Below are 15,906 nucleotides of genomic sequence, written 5' to 3' on the forward strand. Positions count from 1 at the left end.
TCGCGCCGCGGGATGATCCGCGGCCGTCAGACCAGGGTCTGACCCGTCAAACCAGCGGACGACGGCGAGCCCGTCACGAGCTCACCGTCGTCCCCTGTTGTCGCTCCTGCTCGCCTACGGCCGGACGACGCCCAGCTGGTAGGCGAGCACGACGATCTGCACCCGGTCGCGGGCGGCGGTCTTGGTCAGCACGCGTCCCACATGGGTCTTCACGGTCGCCTCGGAAACCACGAAGTGCGAGGCGATCTCGGCGTTGCTCAGGCCGTTGGCCATCAGCACGAACACCTCGTACTCGCGCGGTGTGAGCTCGGCCAGCAGCCGCGGCATCGGGTGGTCCGGGTCGCCCGCCGCCGGGGCCTGGGCCAGGGCGGCGGCCGGATCGGGCGTGCCGGGGGAGAAGGCGGGCCGGGGCCGTTCGGCCGGTGCGGTGGGTTGCGCGACGGCCGGGGTGCCGAACACCTCCGGGCCCCGGCCCTGGGCCAGGATCGGCCCGATGTGGTGCAGCAGGCGCCGGGTCGAGCTCGCCCCGATCACCGCGTCGCCGGCGAACACCGTGCGCACGGCGGCCAGCATCTCTTCCGGCGGAGCGTCTTTCAGCAGAAAGCCGCTGGCCCCGGCCCCGATCGCGGACATCACGTATTCGTCCAGGTCGAAGGTGGTCAGCACGACCACCTTCGGGGCGTCCGGCCCGGCGACGATGCGGCGGGTGGCCTCGATGCCGTCCATGCGGGGCATCCGCACGTCCATCAGCACCACGTCCACCCGGGTGGCCGCCAGCAGGGCCACGGCCTCCTCCCCGTTGGACGCCTCGACCAGCACACTCAGATCGGGCTGGGAGTCGATCACCATCCGGAACCCGGCCCGCACCAGTTGCTGGTCGTCGACCAGCGCCACACGGATCGGGCCGCCGGCCGGGGACCCGGACTCGAACTCGCTCTCGGGAGGCGTCACGAGCGTTGACCGTAGGGCAGATGGGCCCGGACCCCGAAACCGCCTCCCTGACGGGCCCCGGCCTCGATGCTGCCGCCGTACAGGGTGGCGCGCTCGCGCATGCCGATCAGGCCCTGGCTGCCCGGCCCGGCGGGGGCGGCGGCCGCGCCCCGGCCGTCGTCCTCCACCCGGATCTCCAGCGCGTCGGTCAGCCAGGCCAGGCGTACCCAGGCGGTGGCGTTCGGCCCGGCGTGCTTGAGCACGTTGGTCAGTGACTCCTGCACGATCCGGTACGCCGCCAGGCCGGGCCCGGCGGGCAGCACGATCGGCTCGCCGAGCACCTCCAGCTCGACGGTCAGGCCGCTGGCCCGGACCTGCTCCACCAAGTCCTTGATCGCCTCGGTGTCGGGCTGCGGGGTGAGCTGCTGGGTGCTGTCGTCACGCAGCACGCCGAGCAGGGCCCGCATGTCCGCCAGGGCCTGCCGGCCGGTGGCCGAAATGGTCTCAAGTGCGGTGATGGCGGCATCGGGATTGTGTTGTGCGGCATACCGTCCGCCGTCCGCCTGGGAGATCGTGACGGACAGCGAGTGCGCGACGACGTCGTGCATCTCGCGAGCGATCCGGGCCCGCTCGGCGGTCGCGGCCAGCTGGGCCTTCTGCTCGGCCTCCGACTCCAGCAGCCGGGAGCGTTCCTCGCGCCGGGCCTCGTCCCGGATCCGGAACCGCCGCATCCGGCCCATCGCCCAGATGCCGAACAGCACGGTCGACATGAAGGTGAGCGCGAACGGTGCGTCGCTGCCCAGGTCCATCACGCCCTGGTAGGCCATGGTGAAGGCGCCGGCGACCCAGGCCACCGCCGCCGCGGTCCAGCCGGCCCAGCGCGGGCCGTAGGCGGTGACCGCGTAGAGGGAGCAGAACGCCGCGATCACCGCGATGCCGAGGAACGTGGAGACGCCGCTGAGCGTGACCACCGTGCCGAAGAAGCCGACGGCCAGCGCGGAGCGCACGGGATGACGGCGCCGCCAGGCCAGGGCGCCGACCATGGCCATGGCCGGGCCCCAGGCGAAGACGCTCTGGCCGGAGAGCGCGGCGATGAACAGCACGCCCACGACCGCCACGAACCCGGCGCAGACGGCGTCCACCTCGTACGGGTGCCCACGCAACCACCGGTAGGTGGCTTCCAGCTGGGGGACGTCCTCGTTCTCGCTCACCCGGCCACCGTACGTACGGCGCCGTTCCGGCACGTCAGACCGGCGGGGGATCTGTGGACGTCAGACCGGGGTAGGACGCCGGTGGTCACCTCGGGCGTGTGGTCGCCTCGGGCGGTGGCGCTTCGGGTACGGCGCAGGACAGGCCCGGGCCGTCGGGCCCGGGCCTGTCCTGCCGGTGAGTCAGTTGTCGTTCTCGCCGTACGGGTTGTCGCGCAGGTTCCGCAGCTCGGCCTCGGCCTGCTGCTGGGCGGCCAGGGCCGACACCCCGCGCGGGGCGTTCGGGTCGGGCTTCACCCCGGCGTAGAACACCCGCCAGTTCTCCCGCCAGCCACCGAACGCGTCGGAGTCCAGCTTGTGCTTGCCCTTCCCGACCAGGTTGCGGCGCCGTTCCACCGTGTCGAACTGCGACTGCATCATGCGCAGGTCGCTGAACAGGAAGGTCATGGCCTCCGGCGTGAAACGCCAGTAGTCCACCGGGCAGGGGTGGTAGCGCCAGCTGAACAGGGTGGAGTGGTAGGTGAAGCCGCCCGGGCGCAGCAGCCGGGCGATCTCGCCGGCGGCCAGCCACGGCTCCCGGATGTGCTCGAACACGTCGACGCTGATGATCGCGTCGAAGCTGCCGGTCTCCAGCTCGGGGCAGTTGGTGATGTCGCCCTGGATCACACCGGGCTCGGAGATCTCCAGGTCGAGGCAGCTGTAGTCGAAGCCCGGGAACCAGTCCTTGTAGGGATTGGCGCGTCCTCCGATTTCCAGGATTCGCCCGTTCTTCACCCCGGATTTGCCGAGCATCGTCTTGATGTGCTGGCCGATGCGCTCGGTCCGCGGCGGGAAAGCCTCGAAGTTCTGCTCGAGCTTCTCCCGGGAACGGGCCTGCTCCAGGAGCTTGGCATCGGCCGGGGAGAGCTCGGCGCCGGACGAGGAATCCTGCGCCTGACCTCGGCGTCTGGCCAGCCGACGCAACTGCTCGGTCACCACGTAGAGCCTCCGCTCGGTAAGGGCCGCCGGAACGTGACGGTCAAGTGTGGATCCGCTGTGGATGCACAAGGGGACGGCCAAAAACCTTACACTCCGCAGGTGCCCCATCATGTGATCGCTGTTGCAGAATCGGACTCCTTCCTGAAGTGGGCCGTGAGTCTCTTCGGCCAGCTGCCCGCCGGGACGAAGACGGAGGTGGTCGTCGCCTGTTCACCGGCCAGACCCTCCGCCTCGCAACGCGTTGCGGCCCTCAGCGGCACGACCTACGAGGGACTCGACCCGGAGGTGCTGTCACCGGCGCAGCTGGCCCGGCGGGTGGAGCGGGACAAGCCCGACGCGGTGCTGCTGGCCTGCACCGGGCCGAGCGTGCACGCCTACAGCGAGGCGATCAGCAAGCAGCCGCACCGGCCGGTGGTGATGACCGGCATCCCCGGCATCGCGATCCCGGCCCGGCGCCGGGCCTGGGGCTATCGCGGCGCCGTCGACCTCTGGGTGGTGCACAGCCACCGCGAGGCCGAGGAATACGACCAGGTCCGCCAGCAGATGGGCATGAACGGCCGGCTGGGCCTGGCCACCATCCCCTTCCTGGCCAAGCCGGCCGAGATCGTGCCGGCCCAGGAACTGGTCACCGGAACCACCGAGGCCGACCGGGCTTTCGAGAACTCCCCGAGCGATGCCGGCACCAGCGTGGAACCGCTGCGCGCCGCCGCCACCCCGCGTCGCAACCGTGTGCTCTTCGCCACTCAGGGCAAGGTGCCGCGGGTCAAGAGCGACCGGATCAAGATCCTGCTGAGCCTGGCCAAACTGGCCGCCAACCGCCCCGACCTGGAGGTCGTGGTCAAGACCCGCGGGGCGATCGGCGAGTTCCACACCCACCACGAGCCGCACCACTACGAATCTCTCTGGCACGAACTGGTTGCAGCGGGTGAGGTTCACGCCCCCGATGCGCTGACGTTCGCGGCCGGTTCGATGGGCGAACAGCTCGCCAACGCGGTCGCTCTGGTCACGGTGAGTTCCACGGCCGTACTCGAAGCGATGGCGTTGGACATTCCGGTGCTACTGATTGATGAATTCGGGGTGTCCGAGAACCTCATCAACCAGGTGTTCGTTGGTAGCGGCGTGATGGGTGGCCTCGACGAACTGGAGCAGGGTGACTTCCGGCATCCCGAAACCTGGTGGCTCGCAGACAATTACTTCCACCCTCGCAGCGACAACAACTGGATCGCTATGCTCGACCAGCTGGTCCAGGAAGCCCACGCGGGTGAGCTTCCCAGCATCGCCTCCGGTATCAACCGCAACCGGTCGGCGAAGCGACGGAAGCTCGACCAGCTTCGTCTGACCCCTGCGGGCAGTGCCTTCGTCCGCAGCCGGGTCAAGATGCGCCAGCGGGTGCGAGACGTTTCACAGTCGCTGGCAAGCAGGTCGTCGCAGAGTTCCTGATTGTGTCGACCAACGGATGCTGATTGTTAACACAGGCCCTCGACAGCATCCGTAACCTAAACTCTCGCTCTCCGGGATCGTGGCCGACGAGGGGCTGTCCGAATCCTGCCGGTGTCCCACACACTTGGGAACACTCCGGGGCAATCCGCCGGAGACTAGAGGGCCCTCCAGGCTTTGAAGGAGCACTAATGACTGCTGGACCCAGTAAGACGATCGCGCCGGTCGAGATCGGCGGCCGTCTGGTCGGACCCGACCAGCCGGTGTACGTCATCGCCGAGATCGGTCTGAACCACAACGGTGACGTCGCGATCGCCAAGCAGCTGATCGACATCGCCCACGAGGCCGGTTGCGACGCGGTGAAGTTCCAGAAGCGCACGCCGGAGATCTCGACTCCGAAGGACATGCGCGACGTCATGCGGGAGACCCCCTGGGGCACCATGACGTACCTCGACTACCGCTACCGGGTGGAGTTCGAGGAGGAGCAGTACGCGGAGATCGACAACTACTGCTCCAAGCTGGGCATGCACTGGTTCGCCTCGCCGTGGGACGTGCCCTCGGTGGAGTTCCTGGCGAACAAGTTCGACGTCGTCACCTACAAGGTGGCCTCGGCCTCGCTGACCGACCTCGAGCTGCTGACGGCGATGAAAGAGACCGGCAAGCCGGTCATCCTCTCGACGGGCATGTCGACCATCGAGGAGATCGACAAGGCCGTGGAGACCCTCGGCACCGACAAGCTCGTGATGATGCACGCCACGTCGACCTACCCGATGCCGGCTCACGAGGCCAACCTGCGCACGATCACCACGCTGCGCGAGCGCTACGGCGTTCCGGTGGGCTACTCGGGCCACGAGCGGGGTCTCCAGATCAGCCTGGCGGCCGTCGCCCTCGGCGCGGTCACGGTGGAGCGTCACATCACCCTCGACCGCACCATGTGGGGCTCGGACCACTCCGCCTCGCTGGAGCCGGAAGGCCTGCGTCACCTGGTGCGCGACATCCGCATCATCGAGGAGGCCCTGGGCGACGGCGTCAAGCGCGTCTTCGAGGGTGAGCTGAAGCCGAAGTCCCGCCTCCGCCGCATCGGATAATCAATCCCGTGACCGACGTGACCGGTACCGCGCAGGCCTGGGTGGAGTCTCCGTTCCAGCTCCTCGGAGCGCTGGAGGCACATGCCTCGGGCCGGCTCGGTGAGCGGCTCGTCGTCCTTCCCCGGAAGGATGTCGAGCCGCTGGTGACGGCGGTCGCGGAGGTCACCCGGCTGGGACTCCCGGCCGGGGTGACCATCTCCCTCCCCACGGGGGCGCCGCGTCGCGGCGGCGACGACCTCGCCGTCGGCGACGCATTCTCCGGGGCTGTGCACCGCCTGCTGGTGCAGGCGCCGCCCCGCCGCCTCGTCCTTCTCGACGACGGCCGCTCCACCCGCCGGGTGATGGACGCCATCCTCGACGAAGACATTCCGCTGACCAGGCCGCACGTCCGGCAGTCCGCGCACCGCGCGGTGCTGGCGCGGATGGCCAAGCGCAGACTGCTGAAGATGATCGACGCCGGCCGGGTGCGGGTGATCACCGCTCTTCCGCTGCCCGAGCGGGTTCTCGACGAGGCCGCGCTGATCGGCCTGCCGATCGAGCCCAACGACTTCGCCTGGCTGCGGTCACTTCCCGACAGCGGCATCGGCTCCGGCCGGGACGGGCGGGAGACGGTCGTGCTCGGCACCTCGATGGTGGCGAACCGGCTGATCAAGGCCCAGCCCTATCTGGCCTGGGTGCGGCAGATGGCCAACGCCGGCCCGGTGGTCTACCGGGCCCACCGTCGCGAGAACGGCTCCACGCTGAGCCCGCTGACGAATTACCCGGGCATCACCATGATTCACGGCGAGGTTCCGGCCGAGATCGCCCTGCGCGGGATGTCTTCCCGACACCAAGTGGTGACACTGCCGACCACCGCCGTCTCGTCGCTGCGACTCATCGCGCCGCAGGCGAACATTCAGGAGTTCGCGGTGCCCGAGGACTGGTGGATGCCCGAGGTCGCGGAGAGCGTCCGGCGGCATCTGGTGCCCGACCCGGACTCGGACTTCCTTGAGATCACCCAGCATTCATGACTCTGGCCGTTCTGAGCCCCCCTCGCGGGCGGTATCCTCTTCGGTAGGGCCGAGAAGTGGCCCGGCCGGCGTGGATGCCTGAACGAGATAGCCGGACATGCTGCTGGCCCCTATCCGAGCTAGTCCCGAGGACCCCTCGTGAGTGACGCACCACCTGCCCAGAACCGTCCCCGAGTCGTCGCCGTCATTCCCGCCCGTGGCGGGTCGCAGGGCGTTCCGCTCAAGAACCTCGAGCCGGTGGGTGGCCGTAGCCTGCTCATGCGCGCGGTGACGGCGTGCCGTAAGTCCGAGCTGATCGATCTGGTGGTCGTCAGCTCCGACCACGCGGGCATCCAGGAGGAGGCCCGCCGGGCCGGTGCGGCCGTCGTGGTGCGTCCCGCCGCCATCGCCGGCAACACCGCTTCCTCGGAATCCGCTGTGCTGCACGCGATCACCGAGATCCAGGGCGACGGCCCGGCCCCCGAGGTGACCGTTCTGGTGCAGTGCACCAGCCCGTTCATGGACCCGGCGGACCTCGACGCGGCGATCGGCCGGGTGCTCTCGGGAGAGGCCGACTGCGCCTTCTCTGCGGTCGAAAGTCACGCGTTCCTCTGGAAATACGGGCCGGACGGCCTGATCGGCATCAACCACGACGCCAGCTTCCGCCCGCGCCGGCAGGATCGCGACACCGAATTCCGGGAGACCGGCGCGTTTTACGCCATGCGCACCGACGGTCTGCGACGTCACGGCCGGCGCTTCTTCGGCACCCTGGTGGCGCAGCGGGTGAACGACGACCACGCGATGGAGATCGACACCCCCGACGACCTGCACATCGCCCGGCTGCGCGCGGCGGTGCTGGAAGAGCAGGAGCGCATCGACGGGCTGCCGCTGATCGATGTCGACGCCCTGGTGATGGATTTCGACGGCGTGCACACCGACGACAGCATGTACCTGTCGCAGGAGGGCACCGAGAGCGTGCGGGTCAGCCGGGAAGACGGCATGGGCGTCAAGCTCGCCCGTCAGGCCGGGCTGAAGATGCTGATCCTCTCCACCGAGGTCAACCCGGTCGTCGCGGCCCGCGGCGCCAAGCTCCAGATCCCGGTGATCCACGGCCAGTCCGACAAGGCCCAGGCCCTGAAGGAGTGGGTCGCCGCCGAAGGGCTCGACCCCGAGCGGGTCGCATACGTCGGCAACGACGTCAACGACCTGGGCTGCCTGCGCATGGTGGGCTGGCCGATCGCGGTGGCCAACGCGCACTCCGACGTGATGGCGCTGGCCCGCCTCACGCTCAGCCGCTCCGGTGGGTCCGGCGCCGTGCGTGAGGTGTGCGAGCTGGTCATCTCGGCGATCAACCTCCGCGAGACGGCAGAGGCGGCAGAGGCCGTGCAGGCCTGATCCCGAACTACGCACCAACGAGAGACGCACGCCGACGATGCCGGCGTGCGTCTCTTATTTTACCGACCGCCGGTGTCTTCGGAGGGCGAATCTCCGGGCGGGTCTTGACAGTTTAATTCTTGCGCTGGAACACTTTCCGCGGAGTAGTCTGTCCGCGTGCTGGTCAAACTGCTTCGCGCACGGTTGCGCCCCTATCTCCCCGCCATCGGCTGGGTAGTCCTCTTCCAGCTGATCCAGACGGTAGCCACGCTCTACCTCCCCACTCTCAACGCCGACATCATCGACAAGGGTGTGGTCACGGGAGACACCGACTACATCCTCCGGGTCGGTGGTGCCATGCTCGGCGTCAGCCTGATCCAGATCGCCGCCCTCGCCGTCGCCGTCTACTTCGGCGCGCGCACGGCCGCGGCCCTGGGTCGTGACGTGCGCGGCGCGCTCTTCCGCCGTGTGCAGTCGTTCTCCACCCGCGAGGTGGGCCACTTCGGCACGCCGTCACTCATCACCCGCACCACGAACGACGTGCAGCAGGTCCAGATGCTGGTCCTGATGACGCTGACGTTCATGGTGTCCGCGCCGATCATGTGTGTCGGCGGCATCATCCTGGCGCTGCGTCTCGACGTGCCGCTGTCCGGCACGGTCGCCGTCGCGGTGCCGGTGCTCGGTGTCGCCGTGGGCCTGATCATCGCCCGCATGCGGCCGCTGTTCCGGCTCACCCAGGAGCGGCTCGACCGCATCAACAAGGTGCTGCGCGAGCAGATCACCGGGATCCGGGTGATCCGCGCGTTCGTCCGCGACGAGCGCGAGCGGGCTCGCTTCGAGCGGGCCAACACCGACCTGTTCGACGTGTCGCTGGCGATCGGCCGGCTGCTCGCCCTGATGTTCCCCACCGTCATGCTGGTGCTCAACCTGTCCAGCGTGGCCGTGCTCTGGTGGGGCGGCCACCGCATCGACGCCGGTCAGCTCGAGGTCGGTGAGCTCACCGCGTTCCTCAGCTACCTCATGCAGATCCTGATGTCGGTGATGATGGCGACCTTCATGTTCATGATGGTGCCGCGCGCCGAGGTGTCGGCCGAGCGCATCGAGGAGGTGCTCGACACCGAGACCAGTGTGGTGCCACCGGTTTCGCCCACCGCCCCGGGCGAGCTGCACGGCCGGCTGGAACTGCGCGACGTGGCCTTCCGCTACCCGGGTGCGGAGCGTTCGGTGGTCGAGGACCTGAACCTGATCGCGTCGCCGGGCCGCACCACGGCCATCATCGGCAGTACCGGCAGCGGCAAGACCACGCTGCTCAACCTGATCCCGCGGCTCTTCGACGCGACCGAGGGCGACGTGCTGGTGGACGGCGTCAGCGTGCGCGACCTCGACCCGGTCCGGCTCTCCGAGGCCGTGGCCCTGGTGCCGCAGAAGCCCTACCTGTTCAGCGGAACGGTGGCGAGCAACCTGCGCTACGGCCGGCCCGACGCCACCGACGAGGAACTCTGGAAGGCCCTGGAGACCGCTCAGGCCAGAGACTTCGTGAGCCGGATGCCGGAGGGGCTCGACAGCCCGATCGCGCAGGGCGGCACCAACGTGTCCGGCGGTCAGCGGCAACGTCTTTCGATCGCCCGGGCCCTGGTGCGCCGACCGGCGATCTATCTGTTCGACGACTCGTTCTCGGCCCTCGACTACGCCACCGACGCGGCCCTGCGCGGGGCGCTGTCGTCCGAGACCGAGGGCGCGACGGTGATCATCGTGGCGCAGCGGGTCAGCACGATCCGCGGCGCCGACCAGATCGTCGTGCTCGACGCCGGGCGCATCGTCGGCGTGGGCACGCACGGCGAGCTGATGGCCGGCAACGAGACCTACCGCGAGATCGTCCTGTCCCAGCTGACCGAGCAGGAGGCGGCATGAGTTCGCAGGCCGAGGAGAAGGCCCCGGCGCGCGGCCCGGGCCCGGTCGGTCCCCGGCCGGGCGGCGGGCCCGGTGCGCACATGGCCGGCCCGAGCGTCGAGAAGGCGCTCGACTTCCGCGGTTCCGCCAAGCGCCTGCTGCGCCGGCTGAGGCCGCAGCGGCCGTTGCTGATCGGTGCGCTGGTGCTGGGCGTGGGCTCGGTGGCGTGCAGCGTGATCGGCCCGAAGCTGCTCGGTGAGGCCACCGACGCCATCGTCGACGGTGCGGTGCTCGACCGGGCCGCCGGTATCGACTTCGGCCGGGTCGGCGACCTGGTGCTCCAGGTGCTCGCGGTGTATCTGGCGGCGTTCGTGCTCAGCCTGCTCCAGGGCCGGGTCGTGGCGTCGCTGGTGCAGCGGGCGGTGTTCAGCCTGCGCGAGGAGACCCAGGCCAAGCTGGCCCGGCTGCCCCTGAGCTACTTCGACGGGCAGCCGCGCGGCGAGGTGCTGAGCCGGGTCACCAACGACGTCGACAACCTCCAGCAGTCGATGCAGCAGACCTTCAGCCAGCTGGTCACCTCGCTGCTGACGATCATCGGTGTGCTGTCGATGATGTTCTGGATCTCGCCGCTGCTGGCCCTGATCGCGCTGGTCACGGTGCCGGTGTCGATCGTGGTCACCGGGGTGATCGGCAAGCGCGCGCAGCCGCAGTTCATCCGGCAGTGGGGCAGCACCGGCCGGCTGAACGGGCATGTCGAGGAGATGTTCACCGGCCACGAGCTGGTCACCGTGTTCGGCCGTCAGGACGAGGCCGCGCGCACCTTCGACGAGCACAATGATGCGTTGTACCAGGCCAGTTTCCGGGCGCAGTTCATCTCCGGGCTGATCCAGCCGTCGATGATGTTCATCAGCAACATCAACTACGTGCTGGTCGCGGTGGTCGGCGGTCTGAGGGTGGCGAACGGGCACCTGTCGATCGGTGAGGTCACGGCGTTCATCACCTACTCGCGCCAGTTCGGCCAGCCGCTCACCCAGGTGGCCAGCATGGCCAACCTGCTCCAGTCGGCGATCGCCTCGGCCGAGCGGATCTTCGCCCTGCTCGACGCGAAGGAGCAGGCCCCCGACCCGGCCGCCGCCCAGCACCCCGAGAAGGTGCGCGGGCTGGTCGAGTTCGACGACGTCAGCTTCCGCTACCAGGACGACCGGCCGCTGATCGACAACCTGTCGCTGCGGGTCGAGCCGGGTCAGACGGTGGCCATCGTCGGCCCCACCGGCGCGGGCAAGACCACCCTGGTCAACCTGCTCATGCGGTTCTACGAGCTGAACGGCGGCCAGATCCGCCTGGACGGCGTCGACACCGCCGCGATGACCCGCGACGACCTGCGCGAGCAGTTCGGCATGGTGCTGCAAGACGCCTGGCTGTTCGGCGGCACGATCGCGGAGAACATCGCCTACGGGGCCGACGACGCCACGCAGGAACAGATCGTCGCCGCCGCACAGGCCACCCACGTGGACACCTTCGTGCGCACGCTGCCGGGTGGCTACGACACGGTGCTCGACGACGAGGGTTCCGACGTCAGTGCCGGTGAGCGGCAGCTGATCACCATCGCCCGGGCCTTCCTGGCGCAGCCGCAGATCCTGATCCTCGACGAGGCGACCAGCTCGGTCGACACCCGCACCGAGGTGCTGATCCAGCAGGCGATGGGTTCGCTGCGTCAGGGCCGCACGAGTTTCGTGATCGCGCACCGGCTTTCCACCATCCGCGACGCCGACGTGATCCTGGTGATGGAGTCGGGCCGCATCGTCGAGCAGGGCAACCACGAGAAGCTGCTGGCGGCCCAGGGGGCCTACGCCAAGCTCTACTCCGCGCAGTTCGCCCAGCCGGCCGACGCGATCGAGTAGGAGCGAGATCGAGGACGGCGGGGAGCGCGTGCGGGCTCCTCGCCGTCATCCATTTCCGGCATGTCTAGAGTTACCCGGGTGACCTCAACAGACATCACCGCGGGCAGCCCCGACCACTCCGATTCCTCGGGCCAGATCGTGTACGCACGGTCCGCCTTCGGGGTCACCTCCGCCGGTGAGCCGGTGGAGCGGTGGATCATGGACGACGGGACGCTGCGCGTCAGTGTCCTGACCCTGGGCGGCAACATCCAGGCCCTCGAAGTGCCCTCCGGTGACGGCGAGGGACGGGTGGACGTCGTCCTCGGGTTCGACGACGTGACCGGCTACGAGAAGACCAAGGCCTACATCGGTGCCCTGGTCGGCCGGGTCGCCAACCGCCTCACCGACTCGGCCTTCTCGCTCGACGGCACGCAGTACCGGGTGACCGCGAACGAGGGCGCCAACTCGCTGCACGGTGGCGTCGACGGCTTCAACCGGCGGATCTGGGCGGCCGAGCCGGTCGAGGGCGGTCTGCGGCTGAGCCTGACCAGCCCGGACGGCGACCAGGGCTACCCCGGCGAGCTGACCGTCACGGTCGACTACCTGCTCCTGCCCGGCGGCACCTTCCGCATCCGCTACGGCGCCACCACCACCGCGCCGACGGTGGTGAACCTGACCCAGCACGCCTACTTCAACCTGGGCGGCGGGGTGCACACGGCGAACCCGTCCACCGACGGCCACACCCTGCGCGTCGCGTCCGGCCACTACACCCCGGTCGACCAGGCCCTGCTGCCCTCCGGCGAGATCGCCCACGTCGTCGGCACCCCGATGGACCTGCGCACGGCCCAGCCCCTGGACTTCCTGAACCTCGACCACAACCTGGTGCTCGACACGGAGGAGGCCGCGCCGGAAGAGGCCGGGCACGGCCACGGGCACGGCCACAGCGGCCCGGGCCTGCACTTCTGCGCCGAGCTGAAGCACGAGGCCAGCGGCCGCACCCTGACCGTGAGCACCAGCGAGCCGGCCGTGCAGGTGTACACCGGCAGCCAGCTCGACGGCTCGGACACCGGCAAGGACGGCATCGTGTACCCGGCCTCGGCCGGCGTCTGCCTGGAGACCCAGAACTTCCCGGACGCCCCGAACCACGCGGACTTCCCGTCGATCGTGCTGCGGCCGGGCGAGCACTACCTGACCGTGACGGACTGGGCGTTCAGCGTCTGAGAACTTCCTGTCCGGCCGCTGTCACGGAACCACGGCGGCCGGACAGGTGGCGGCTGTGGGGATCACCGGGGCCGACGACGCCTTCAGACGTCTGTATGCCGACAACTTCTCCGCGATCCTGAACTACGCGCGGCGCCGGGTGAGGCATCCCGACGACGCCGCGGACCTGGTCGCGGACACCTTCCTGGTCGCCTGGCGGCGCCGCACCGAGGTGCCGCCGGGCGGCGACGCCCGGCTCTGGCTCTTCCCCCAGCCTCCGGCCGGGAGGTGCCCCCAGGGGTGGCCCGGCTGGTGCTGGCCAACCACGACCGCGGCGAGCAGCGCCGGCTGCGGCTGGGCGAGCGGCTGCGGCGCGAGCACCGGGTCTACCCGATCACCGCCGACCCGGCCGACGAGCTGATCGGCGTGCGCGCGGTGCGCGAGGCCCTGGCCGGGCTGGAGCCGAACGACCGCGAGGTGCTGGAGCTGACCGTGTGGGAGCAGCTGGCACCGCGCGAGATCGCCGTGGCACTCGACCTTTCGCCCCAGGTGGTGCGGGCGCGCGACTGACCCGGGCCCGGGCCCGGATGCGGGCTCGGATGGAAAGTGACGACCGGCGTCACGTTTCCGGGGGCACCGGACAGAACCGGTATGTCCGCACCGTGTCCGTGCCGAAGGAGGGAAAGGCGTGAAGGACTCCGAGATCGACCGGCTGATCCGGCTGGCCCAGCCCGGGCCGGTGCCCGGCGCCGCTCTCGCCGAGGCCGGGCAGGAACTCCTGGAGGAGATCATGTCCGACGAACAGCGTCACGAAATCATCGGCAGCACGCAGGAACCCGCCGCGATCGTGCCGGCCGCGGCGGCCCGTCGCCGCTCGCCCGCCCGGCGGCGTCTGGTGGGCCTGGCCGCGGCGGCCGCGGTGGTGGCTGCCGTCGTCACCCCTGCCCTGGTGTTCGGCCGCGGTGGGGCCGCTGCCACCCCGGCCGCGGCTCCCGCCGCGGTGACGGTGATCCCGGAGACCGACGAAACCTACTTCCTGATGGACGATCCGGCCTGGACGATCGACTACGTCAGTGAGCGGTCACGGAACGAGGGGGAGATCCGGTTCGTCGACCGGAAGCGGGAACTGGAGATCAACTGGTACCCGAACTCCAACTACCAGAACCTCTTCGAGGACCGCAGCTACGAGAACCCGCCCCGGGACTTCACCTTCCTCGGGCGGGAGGGCTCGCTGTTCCGCAACGGCGACGGCGAGTTCGAGGTGATGGTGAAGTACGAGAAGACGTTCGTCGACGTCCGCACGTCGGGCACCGCCACCCGCGCCGACCTGGACACGGTGCTGGCCGGACTGCGCCAGGTCACGGTGGAGCAGTGGTACGCCGGGCTGCCGGAATCGGTGGTCACCCCGGACGAGACCACGCGTGTCGCCCGCCAGATGCTCGAAGACATTCCGGTGCCCGAGGGTTTCGACGCCTCGGTGTTCGACGTCGACTTCGCCGCGAACTACTACCAGTTCGGGGCGCGGGTCACCGGCACCCTGTCGTGCCTGTGGTTCCAGGACTACGAGCAGGCCCGCGCCGCCGGTGACCAGGACGGCATGACGGCGGCCGGTGAGGCGCTGGCCGCCAGCAAGCAGTGGAAGGTGCTGGGGGAGATGGAGCGGGAAGGAGCCTGGGGGCAGGTGCTCGGGGACTACGTGCACCAGGCGGTGGCGGGCGACGAGGTCAGCGACTACCGCTCCGGTCTGGGGTGCGACGACTGGGTGTACTGATCCGTGGTGGCGGTCCGGCCACCTCCGGACCGTCATCGCCCGGTGTTACCCATAGGCTGTCCGTCATGACCGAAGTGCAGGCGGAGGGCGCCGTGGCGCCGCTGCGATGGGGGATCATCGGTACCGGGGGAATCGCCGCGAGGTTCGCGGCCGACACCGCCCTGCTGGACGGCACGCAGGTCACCGCGGTCGGCTCGCGAACCGTGGAGCGGGCGGCCGGGTTCGCCGCCGACCAGGGCATCCCGGCACACCACGGCAGCTACCAGGCGCTGGTCGCCGACCCCTCGGTGGACGCGGTCTACGTGGCCACCCCGCACCCCTTCCACGCCGAGCACGCCCTGCTGGCCATCGCCGCGGGCAAGCACGTGCTGGTGGAGAAGCCCTTCACGATGAACGCCGTCGAGGCCCGCACCGTGGTCGAGGCCGCGCGCCGGGCCGGGGTGTTCTGCATGGAGGCGATGTGGACCCGCTTCCTGCCGCACATGACCCGGCTGCGCGAGCTGCTGGCCGAAGGGGCGATCGGCGAGGTGCTGGCGCTGGGCGTCGACCAGGGCATGCGGTTCCAGCAGGACCCGGAGCACCGGCTGTTCGCCTTCGAGCTGGGCGGCGGCGCGCTGCTCGACCTCGGCATCTACCCGTTCTCGTTCGCCTCCATGGTGTTCGGCGCCCCGCAGACCGTGCGGGCCAGTGCCAGCCCGGCGTTCACCGGCGTCGACGGCACCACCTCGGCGGTGCTCACCTACGGCAACGGCGCGCACGCCGTGATCCTGTGCAGCGCCACCGTGGCCACCCCGATGAAGGCCTGGATCGCCGGCACCGAGGGCCGCGTCGAGCTGGACCGGCAGTGGTACTCGGGCAGCAGTGCGATCACCCTGACCCGCGCCGACGGCAGCACCGAGCGGTTCGAGCCGGTCGAGGGCATGGTGCGGGGCAACGCCAAGGGCATGCGCTACCAGGTGGCCGAGGCGGTCGCCCGGATCCGCGCCGGTGAGCTGGAGAGCCCGGTGATGCCGCTGGACGAGACGATCTCGATCATGGGCATCCTGGACGAGGTGCGGGACCAGATCGGCCTGGTCTACCCGGAGTCCTGACGAAGGCCGATTCCGCCGGATTCGGTCGTAGTCTCAAGAAAGTCGCGCGGCAACGTTAGTAGAGTGGCGG

14 protein-coding genes are annotated in these 15,906 nt (G+C 69.8%); 11 read left to right on the top strand and 3 right to left on the bottom strand.

Features of this window, described 5'->3' with window-relative positions:
- Positions 1 to 114 precede the first annotated feature (114 nt).
- From KIH74_RS29165 to KIH74_RS29175, 3 genes are all read right to left on the bottom strand, one after another.
- On the bottom strand, positions 115 to 951 hold the full coding sequence (locus KIH74_RS29165; protein ID WP_308114037.1) for a response regulator: 837 nt from the start codon (positions 949 to 951) through the stop codon (positions 115 to 117).
- Positions 948 to 2,141, bottom strand: coding sequence for a sensor histidine kinase (locus KIH74_RS38980; RefSeq protein WP_214159587.1), 1,194 nt, complete (start codon positions 2,139 to 2,141; stop codon positions 948 to 950). Before KIH74_RS38980 ends, KIH74_RS29165 begins: the two co-directional genes overlap by 4 nt.
- 180 nt (positions 2,142 to 2,321) lie before the next feature.
- Entirely contained in the window at positions 2,322 to 2,930 is a 609-nt protein-coding gene (locus KIH74_RS29175; RefSeq protein ID WP_214159588.1) for a class I SAM-dependent methyltransferase, read from the bottom strand.
- Positions 2,931 to 2,939: 9 nt separating this feature from the next.
- On the opposite strand from KIH74_RS29175, the gene KIH74_RS29180 reads away from it, so the two are divergent.
- The 11 genes from KIH74_RS29180 to KIH74_RS29230 all read left to right on the top strand — a co-directional run bounded on the left by KIH74_RS29180 (position 2,940) and on the right by KIH74_RS29230 (position 15,836).
- Positions 2,940 to 4,556, top strand: coding sequence for a DUF6716 putative glycosyltransferase (locus KIH74_RS29180; protein ID WP_214159589.1), 1,617 nt, complete (start codon positions 2,940 to 2,942; stop codon positions 4,554 to 4,556).
- Between the two features lie 188 nt (positions 4,557 to 4,744).
- Positions 4,745 to 5,641, top strand: a complete 897-nt coding sequence (locus KIH74_RS29185; protein WP_214159590.1) for an N-acetylneuraminate synthase family protein — start codon at positions 4,745 to 4,747, stop codon at positions 5,639 to 5,641.
- Between the two features lie 8 nt (positions 5,642 to 5,649).
- Positions 5,650 to 6,651 (top strand): hypothetical protein, encoded by a 1,002-nt coding sequence (locus KIH74_RS29190; RefSeq protein ID WP_214159591.1) that lies wholly within the window; start codon positions 5,650 to 5,652, stop codon positions 6,649 to 6,651.
- Between the two features lie 138 nt (positions 6,652 to 6,789).
- A complete protein-coding gene (locus KIH74_RS38985; protein ID WP_214159592.1) occupies positions 6,790 to 8,025 on the top strand; it encodes an acylneuraminate cytidylyltransferase in 1,236 nt (411 codons plus the stop codon).
- A 156-nt stretch (positions 8,026 to 8,181) separates the two neighbouring features.
- A complete protein-coding gene (locus tag KIH74_RS29200) occupies positions 8,182 to 9,915 on the top strand; it encodes an ABC transporter ATP-binding protein (RefSeq protein ID WP_214159593.1) in 1,734 nt (577 codons plus the stop codon).
- Positions 9,912 to 11,795 (top strand): ABC transporter ATP-binding protein, encoded by a 1,884-nt coding sequence (locus KIH74_RS29205; RefSeq protein WP_246573339.1) that lies wholly within the window; start codon positions 9,912 to 9,914, stop codon positions 11,793 to 11,795. Before KIH74_RS29200 ends, KIH74_RS29205 begins: the two co-directional genes overlap by 4 nt.
- Positions 11,796 to 11,873: 78 nt before the next feature.
- A complete protein-coding gene (locus KIH74_RS29210) occupies positions 11,874 to 12,995 on the top strand; it encodes an aldose epimerase family protein (protein ID WP_214159594.1) in 1,122 nt (373 codons plus the stop codon).
- 139 nt (positions 12,996 to 13,134) lie between these two features.
- Entirely contained in the window at positions 13,135 to 13,395 is a 261-nt protein-coding gene (locus KIH74_RS39380) for an RNA polymerase sigma factor (protein WP_372492144.1), read from the top strand.
- A complete protein-coding gene (locus KIH74_RS29220; protein ID WP_246573368.1) occupies positions 13,284 to 13,544 on the top strand; it encodes a sigma factor-like helix-turn-helix DNA-binding protein in 261 nt (86 codons plus the stop codon). Before KIH74_RS39380 ends, KIH74_RS29220 begins: the two co-directional genes overlap by 112 nt.
- Before the next feature lie 118 nt (positions 13,545 to 13,662).
- Positions 13,663 to 14,745, top strand: a complete 1,083-nt coding sequence (locus KIH74_RS29225) for a hypothetical protein (protein ID WP_214159597.1) — start codon at positions 13,663 to 13,665, stop codon at positions 14,743 to 14,745.
- A 65-nt stretch (positions 14,746 to 14,810) separates the two neighbouring features.
- Positions 14,811 to 15,836, top strand: coding sequence for a Gfo/Idh/MocA family protein (locus KIH74_RS29230; RefSeq protein WP_214159598.1), 1,026 nt, complete (start codon positions 14,811 to 14,813; stop codon positions 15,834 to 15,836).
- Positions 15,837 to 15,906 lie beyond the last annotated feature (70 nt).

Source organism: Kineosporia corallincola (genome assembly GCF_018499875.1).
Lineage (GTDB): Bacteria > Actinomycetota > Actinomycetes > Actinomycetales > Kineosporiaceae > Kineosporia > Kineosporia corallincola.

Coding starts and splice junctions, on each gene's coding strand:
- KIH74_RS29175 (WP_214159588.1), bottom strand. CDS start 2,930: ATGCTCGGCAAATCCGGGGTGAAGAACGGGCGAATCCTGGAAATCGGA.
- KIH74_RS29185 (WP_214159590.1), top strand. CDS start 4,745: ATGACTGCTGGACCCAGTAAGACGATCGCGCCGGTCGAGATCGGCGGC.
- KIH74_RS29205 (WP_246573339.1), top strand. CDS start 9,912: ATGAGTTCGCAGGCCGAGGAGAAGGCCCCGGCGCGCGGCCCGGGCCCG.
- KIH74_RS29230 (WP_214159598.1), top strand. CDS start 14,811: ATGACCGAAGTGCAGGCGGAGGGCGCCGTGGCGCCGCTGCGATGGGGG.